This is a genomic window from Spiroplasma sp. hy2, from assembly GCF_044714365.1.
Lineage (GTDB): Bacteria > Bacillota_I > Bacilli_A > Mycoplasmatales > Mycoplasmataceae > Spiroplasma > Spiroplasma phoeniceum.
Window position 1 is genome coordinate 1 of record NZ_RXFZ02000074.1, and the last position, 4,794, is coordinate 4,794.

Consider the following 4,794-nt stretch of genomic DNA (forward strand, 5'->3'; position numbering starts at 1 on the left):
ATAATGTTAATATGTCAATAGAATTATCTTTTCAATAGCATTTATATTTTTTATCTTTAATATTTATTCCAATTTACACTAATAAATGTTAATCAAGCATTTTTTAAATTTGTAAACTGTAAAACGAAACGCGCTAAAACAACTCTTATTAAAGGGTTGTTTTAGCGCGTTTCGTTTTACAGTTTACATAAGAAAAAAAATATAAAAACAAGATTAATTATAATTAATAAAAAAATAACTCAAAGAGAGTTATTTTTTAATGTTATTATTTACTAATTGAAACAACTGTTCCGGCACCAATTGTACGTCCACCTTCACGAATTGAGAATTTTGTTCCTTCTTCAATCGCAACTGGGGCAATTAATTCAACTGTCATTTCAACATTATCCCCTGGCATAACCATTTCAACACCGCTTGGTAATTTAATTGAACCTGTAACATCCGTTGTACGGAAGTAAAATTGTGGACGGTAGTTTCCGAAGAATGGTGTATGACGTCCACCTTCTTCTTTTGTTAAAACATAAACTTGTGCTTTAAATTCTTTATGTGGTTTAACTGAACCTGGTTTAGCAATAACTTGCCCACGTTCAACATCACTACGATCAACTCCACGTAATAAAACCCCAACATTATCTCCAGCTTTAGCATCATCTAATAATTTTCTAAACATTTCTAAACCTGTTGCAACAACTTTTTTAGTTTCATTTTTTAATCCAACGATTTCGACTTCTTCATTAACTTTAACAATTCCACGTTCAACACGACCTGTTGCCACTGTTCCACGACCTGTAATTGTGAAAACATCTTCAACTGGCATCATAAATGGTTTAGCAGTATCTCTTTCTGGTTCTGGAATTCATTCATCAATTGCGTTCATTAATTCCATAATTTTTTCTTCTCATTGAGCATCACCTTCAAGAGCTTTTAAAGCTGATCCTCTAATAACTGGTGTTTTTTCACCATCAAAACCATATTCGCTTAATAGATCTCTAACTTCCATTTCGATTAAATCCATCATTTCAGTATCGCCATCCATCATATCACATTTGTTTAAGAAAACAACCATTTTTGGTACACCAACTTGTCTTGATAATAAGATATGTTCTCTTGTTTGAGGCATTGGCCCATCTGTTGCTGCAACAACTAAAATCGCACCATCCATTTGTGCAGCACCTGTAATCATGTTTTTAACATAATCGGCATGCCCAGGACAGTCTACGTGCGCATAGTGTCTTTTATCAGTACGATATTCAACGTGTGAAGTATTAATTGTAATTCCACGTTCTTTTTCTTCAGGAGCTTTATCAATATTGTCATATTTTTGGGCTTCTGCAAATCCTTTTTTAGCTAATACAGTTGTAATAGCTGCTGTTAAAGTAGTTTTACCATGGTCAACGTGGCCAATTGTTCCAACATTTACGTGTGGTAAACTTCTATCAAATTTTTGTTTTGCCATTTTAATCTTTTCCTCCTATATTTTTAATTAATAGACAAATGTCATAATTATTGTAAATTAATTCTTTTTACTTTGCAATCTTTTTTTAGTAATGCTAGATTAAACCATTGTGTAATAATTAATCTGTTGATTTTCCTGCTTTTTTGATAATTTCTTCGGTAATTGACTTTGGTGCTTCTTGGTAATGTGAAAACAACATTGTATAAGTTCCCCGTCCTTGGGTAAAACTTCGTAAGTCAGTTGCATATCCAAACATTTCTGATAATGGAACTTTTGCCTTTACAACTTGGGCATTTCCACGTTGATCATTTCCTTCAATTTGACCACGACGTGAAGATAAGTTTCCCATTACATCCCCATAGTATTCTTCTGGAACAGTAACTTCAACAGCCATAATTGGTTCTAAAATAACTGGTTTACATTTTTTAGCGGCTTCTTTTAAAGCTAAACTAGCGGCAAACTCATAAGCCATTTGTGATGAATCGACATCATGGTATGACCCATCATATAATGTTGCTTTAATATCAATCATTGGATATCCTGCTAATTTTCCTGTTTGCATTGACTCTTCTAAACCTTTTTTAACTGAACCAATGAATTCTTTTGGAATTTTTCCACCAACAACTGCGTCAACAAACTCAAATCCTTTATCATGATTTGGTTCAAACTTAATTCATACGTGTCCATATTGTCCACGTCCTCCTGATTGTTTAATGTATTTTCCTTCTACTTCAGCACTATCTTTAAATGTTTCACGATATGAAACTTGTGGTACTCCAACATTAGTTTCCACTTTAAATTCACGTTTCATTCGATCAACTAAAATATCCAAGTGGAGTTCTCCCATTCCAGCAATAATTGTTTGCCCTGTTTCTTCATCTGTTCATGTTCGGAAAGTTGGATCTTCTTCTGCTAATTTTTGTAATGCTAAACTCATTTTTTCTTGGTCAGCTTTTGTTTTTGGTTCTAAAGCTAAGTTAATAACTGGTTCTGGGAAAACCATTGATTCTAAGATTACTTCATTTTTTTCATCACAAAGCGTATCTCCCGTTGTTGTTAATTTCAAACCAACTGCTGCTGCAATATCACCAGCATACACTGCTTCAATTTCTTCACGATTATTAGCATGCATTTTTAACAAACGACCAATACGTTCTGTTTTATCTTTTGTTGAGTTTAATACAGAACTTCCTTTTTTTAACACTCCAGAGTAAACCCGGAAGAATGTTAATTTCCCAACAAATGGGTCTGTCATAATTTTAAATGCTAATGCTGAAAATGGTTCACTATCATCAGCATGACGTTCAACTTCAGTCCCATCTTCTAGAACACCTTTAATTGATGGAATATCAAGTGGTGAAGGTAAATAATCAATTACCCCATCCAACATTAATTTAACTCCTTTGTTTTTAAAAGCACTTCCACAAAAGACTGGGAAAAAATCACCAGTTAATGTTGCAGTACGAATTGCACTTTTAATTTCTGGAATTGAAATATCATTACCATCCAAGTATTTCATCATTAAATCTTCATCAAAGTTAACCGCTGCTTCAATTAATTTCATTCGGTATTCTTCAACTAAGTCTTTTAAATCATCTGGGATTGGAATTTCTTTTGCTTCTTCGTTTGCTGCTCCATCATAATGATAAGCTTTTCGTTCAACGATATCAATAATTTCTGTAAACTGGTCTTCAGCTCCAATTGGAATTTGAACTGGATGAGCATTTGCTTGTAAACGGTCATGAATTGTTTTTACTGAGTATAAAAAGTCAGCTCCAATTTTATCCATTTTATTAACAAAGACAATCCGTGGTACACCATATGTAGTTGCTTGACGTCAAACCGTTTCTGTTTGGGGTTCAACTCCTGATTGTCCATCAAGAACAGCTACTGCTCCATCTAACACACGTAATGATCTTTCTACTTCAACAGTAAAATCAACGTGCCCTGGAGTATCAATAATATTTAAGCGCATATTTTTTCAAAACGCCGTTGTTGCCGCAGAAGTAATTGTAATTCCACGTTCTTGTTCTTGAGCCATTCAATCCATTTGGCTAGCTCCATCATGGGTTTCACCAATTTTATGAATTTTCCCAGTATGGAACAAAATGCGTTCTGTTGTTGTAGTTTTTCCAGCATCAATATGTGCCATAATTCCAATATTTCTCGTATTTTCTAGAGAATATTCTCTTGCCATTTTTCTTTTCCTTTTCTATTTTTTATCAACGATAATGAGCAAAAGCCTTATTAGCTTCCGCCATTTTATGAGTATCATCTTTTTTCTTAACTGCTCCCCCAATTCCATTTGAAGCATCAATAATTTCATTTGCTAAACGATCAATCATACTTTTTTCATTACGTAATCTTGCATAATTAATTAATCATCTTAATCCTAACGTAACTTTACGATCTTCATTTACTTCAATTGGAACTTGGTAATTAGCTCCCCCAATTCGGCGAACTTTTAATTCTAAATGTGGCGTAATGTTTTCAATTGCTTTATTAAAAACTTCTAACGGTTCAGTCTTTGTTTTTTCTTTAACAATCTCAAATGCTCCATATAAAATTGTTTGAGCAACTCCTCTTTTCCCATCAATCATAATTTTATTAATTGCACGTGTTACTAATTTTGAACTATAAATTGGATCTGGTAAAACATCTCTTTTCTCTGCTTGGCGTTTACGCATCGTAATAATCCTCCTTTCTGTTTAATTAAGCTTTTGCAGCTTTTGGTCTTTTTGTTCCATATAGTGATCTTCCTTGTTGGCGGTTATTAACTCCAGCAGTATCTAAAGTACCACGAATAATATGGTAACGAACCCCTGGCAAATCTTTAACCCTTCCACCACGGATTAATACAACACTATGTTCTTGTAAGTTATGTCCTTCACCAAGAATATATGCTGTTACTTCCATTCCGTTTGTTAAACGCACACGAGCATATTTTCGTAACGCTGAGTTCGGTTTTTTTGGTGTCATTGTTGCAACCCTTGTACAAACACCTCTTTTTTGTGGTGCTGTAACATTAGTAGGTTTTTTTTGTAAAGAGTTTAGCCCTCTGTTTAAAGCAGGAGCTTTTGTTTTTCACACTTTATCTTTACGTGGTTTACGCACTAATTGATTAATTGTTGGCATTAATCTTTCTCCTTTCTTTTTCACATATCCGAGTGTATCAAAGAATACAATCCATATATAATATTACATAAAACAAAAAATTAAGTCAAGATTTATCTTTAATTTTGTCGAAAACTCTTGATGAAATAAAAAAAATCATCAATATGACAATTTGAAAACTAATTTTGTGTAAGATTATGATTTTGCTTTAAATTTAWWATATA

At 33.2% G+C, this 4,794-nt stretch carries 4 protein-coding genes; all 4 read right to left on the minus strand.

Annotated features, from left to right (window positions below; genetic code table 4):
• Nucleotides 1-265: 265 nt before the first annotated feature.
• Entirely contained in the window at nt 266-1,456 is a 1,191-nt protein-coding gene (gene tuf, locus EHV01_RS03255; RefSeq protein ID WP_348736040.1) for an elongation factor Tu, read from the minus strand.
• Nucleotides 1,457-1,574: 118 nt separating this feature from the next.
• On the minus strand, nt 1,575-3,653 hold the full coding sequence (gene fusA / locus EHV01_RS03260) for an elongation factor G (RefSeq protein WP_422066182.1): 2,079 nt from the start codon (nt 3,651-3,653) through the stop codon (nt 1,575-1,577).
• 22 nt (nt 3,654-3,675) lie between these two features.
• Nucleotides 3,676-4,143 carry a 30S ribosomal protein S7 gene (gene rpsG, locus EHV01_RS03265; protein ID WP_126820750.1) on the minus strand — a complete coding sequence of 156 codons (468 nt, stop codon included), beginning with the start codon at nt 4,141-4,143 and terminating at the stop codon, nt 3,676-3,678.
• A 25-nt stretch (nt 4,144-4,168) separates the two neighbouring features.
• Nucleotides 4,169-4,591 (minus strand): 30S ribosomal protein S12, encoded by a 423-nt coding sequence (gene rpsL, locus EHV01_RS03270; protein ID WP_400248667.1) that lies wholly within the window; start codon nt 4,589-4,591, stop codon nt 4,169-4,171.
• Nucleotides 4,592-4,794 lie beyond the last annotated feature (203 nt).